Consider the following 3,028-nt stretch of genomic DNA (forward strand, 5'->3'; position numbering starts at 1 on the left):
ACCGGGAACGGCGCTGGTGGAGCTGGCGCTGCGAGCGGGCGACGAGGTCGGCTGCGCGGGGCTGGAAGAGCTGACGCTGGCCGCGCCGCTCGTCCTGCCCGAGCAGGGCGGAGTGCAGGTACAGGTCCGGGTCGGCGAGCCCGACGACGCGGGCCGCCGCGCCGTGACCGTCCACTCGCGCGAGGCCGACGAGCCGTGGACGCTGCACGCCGACGGTTTCCTCACTGCCGACGACTCCGAACCGCAGATTTTCGATGCCGTGACGTGGCCGCCGGCGGGTGCCGAGCCGGTCGATGTCACGAGCAGCTATGAGGAGTTCGCGGAGGCGGGCTTCGACTACGGCCCGGTGTTCCAGGGCCTGCGGGCGGCGTGGAAGCTCGGCGACGAGGTGTTCGCCGAGGTGGCGCTGCCCGAGGACGTGGACGGCGGCGCGTACGGACTCCACCCGGCGCTCTTCGACGCCGTCCTGCACGCCTCCGCGGTCACCGGCTCCGACGACCGCCGCGGCGTCCCGTTCTCGTGGACGGGTGTCTCGCTGCACGCCACGGGTGCCTCCGCCGTACGGGCCCGGATCCGCACCGTCGCCGACGGCGGGCTGTCCATCGCCGTGGCGGACACGGCGGGCGCGCCTGTCGCGTCCGTGGAGTCGCTGGTGGTCCGGCCGATCGCGGCCGACCAGCTCCGCACCGCCGACCGCGACTCGCTCTTCGCCCTCGACTGGACCCCGGTCCAGGGCGCGGACGCCGAAGCCGTGGCGTACGCGGACCTCGCGTCGCTGAGCGAGGACGATGCCGTACCGGCCGTCGTCGTGACCTCGGTACCGGTGATCGATGCGGACGACGTGGTGGGCTCGGTCCACGCCGCCACCGCGCGCGCCCTCGAACTCGTCCAGTCGTGGCTGGGCGAGGAGCGATTCGCTTCCTCGCGGCTGGTGTTCACCACCCATGGGGCCGTCGCGGGCGACGACCTGGCGGGTGCCGCCGTGTGGGGTCTGGTCCGGTCGGCGCAGCTGGAGAGCCCGGGCCGGTTCGGCTTGGTGGATGTCGATGGTGATGCCGATGTCGATGCCTCGGTTCTGTCCCGGGCGCTGGCTGTGGACGAGCCGCAGGTGCTGGTCCGTGGCGGCGAGGTGCTGGCCGCCCGGCTGGCGCGGGTGGAGCAGCAGGCGTCGGCGGAGGTTTCGTGGAGCCCTGACGGTACGGTTCTGGTCACGGGTGGGACGGGTGGCCTCGGCCGCATCGTCGCCCGGCACTTGGTGAGTGCCTACGGCGTGCGCAGCCTTCTGCTGGTGAGCCGTAGTGGCCTGGGCGCCGAGGGTGCCGAGGCGCTGGTGGCCGAGCTGGTCGCCGAGGGTGTCGACGTGACCGTCGAAGCGTGTGACGTCGCGGATCGCGCGGCGGTGGACGACCTCGTCTCCCGGCACGGTCGCATCACGGCCGTTGTGCACACCGCTGGTGTGCTGGACGACGGAATCGTCGCTTCCCTCACCCCGGATCGTGTTTCCGCGGTCCTGCGGCCGAAGGTCGACGCTGTCTGGAACCTCCACGAGGCGACCAAGGGCCTCGATCTCGACGCGTTCGTCGTGTTCTCCTCCGTCGCCGGCACTTTCGGCAGCGCGGGTCAGGCGAACTACGCGGCGGGCAATGCCTTCCTCGACGCGCTCGTCGTGCGTCGCCGGGCCGAGGGGCTGCCGGGTCTGTCCCTCGCCTGGGGCCCGTGGGCGCAGGACAGCGGCATGACCGGCACGCTGAGCGAGGCCGACGTGCAGCGGATCGCGCGTTCCGGTATGCCGGTGCTGTCCGTGGAGCAGGGCCTCGCGCTGTTCGACGCCGCCCTGCCGGTGGCCGCGTCGCGGCCGGCGCTGCTGCCCGTCCGTCTGGACCTCGCGGCCCTGCGGGCGCGGGGCGAGGTGCCCGCGCTGCTGCGCGGCCTCGTCCGCACCCGCGTCCGGCGGACGGCCGGCGCGGGCGCGGCTGCCGCCTCCGGGCTGGTCCGGCGGCTGGCGGCGGTCCCCGAGGCCGAACGGCGCGACGCGCTGCTGGACCTCGTCCGCACGCAGATCGCCGTCGTGCTGGGCCACGCGGGGTCGGACACGGTGGACCCGTCGAGGGCCTTCCAGGACCTCGGCTTCGACTCGCTGACCGCCATCGAGCTCCGCAACCGGCTCGGCAAGGCGACGGGCCTGCGGCTGCCCGCGACGGCGGTGTTCGACTACCCCACCGCCCGGGCCCTGGTCGGCCATCTGTACGACGAGCTCTTCGGCGCGGAGCCGGAGGCTTCGCTCCAGGCCGTCGGCTCACTGCCGTCGCTCGTCGACGATCCGGTGGTGATCGTGGGCATGAGCTGCCGGTTCCCGGGCGGGGTCTCGTCGCCCGAGGACCTGTGGCGGCTGGTCTCGGACGGTGTGGACGCGGTCTCCGGCTTCCCGACGGACCGCGGCTGGGACCTGGACGACCCGGACCGTGAGAGCGCCATCGCCACCCGGTCCGGTGGATTCCTCCACGACGCGGCCGAGTTCGACCCCGAGTTCTTCGGCATGAGCCCCCGCGAGGCCCTGACCACCGACGCCCAGCAGCGCCTGTTGCTGGAGACGACGTGGGAGGCCCTGGAGCGGGCCGGCATGGACCCGGCCACCCTGCGCGGCAGCCGGACGGGCGTCTTCGCGGGCGTCATGTACCACGACTACGCCCAGCTCCTCTCAGGGCGTGAGTTCGAGGGCTACCAGGGCAGTGGCAGCGCGGGCAGTGTCGCCTCGGGCCGGGTGTCGTACACCTTCGGTTTCGAGGGCCCGGCGGTGACGGTCGACACGGCCTGCTCGTCGTCGCTCGTCGCTCTGCACCTGGCGGCGCAGGCGCTGCGGTCGGGTGAGTGCTCGCTGGCGCTGGCCGGTGGTGTGACGGTCATGTCGACGCCGCTGACCTTCGTCGAGTTCTCCCGCCAGGGCGGGCTCTCCGCCGACGGCCGGTGCAAGGCCTTCGCGGACGGCGCCGACGGCGTCGGCTGGGGCGAAGGTGCCGGCATCCTCGTG

The 3,028-nt window shown here is 73.5% G+C and carries 1 protein-coding gene; it reads left to right on the forward strand.

Translation table 11 applies throughout. The features are described from left to right. Positions 1-3,028: type I polyketide synthase (locus tag ACX9I7_RS32490; protein ID WP_459389382.1), on the forward strand; the 3,028-nt coding region annotated here is incomplete at both ends.

Source organism: Streptomyces sp. L500 (genome assembly GCF_054551825.1).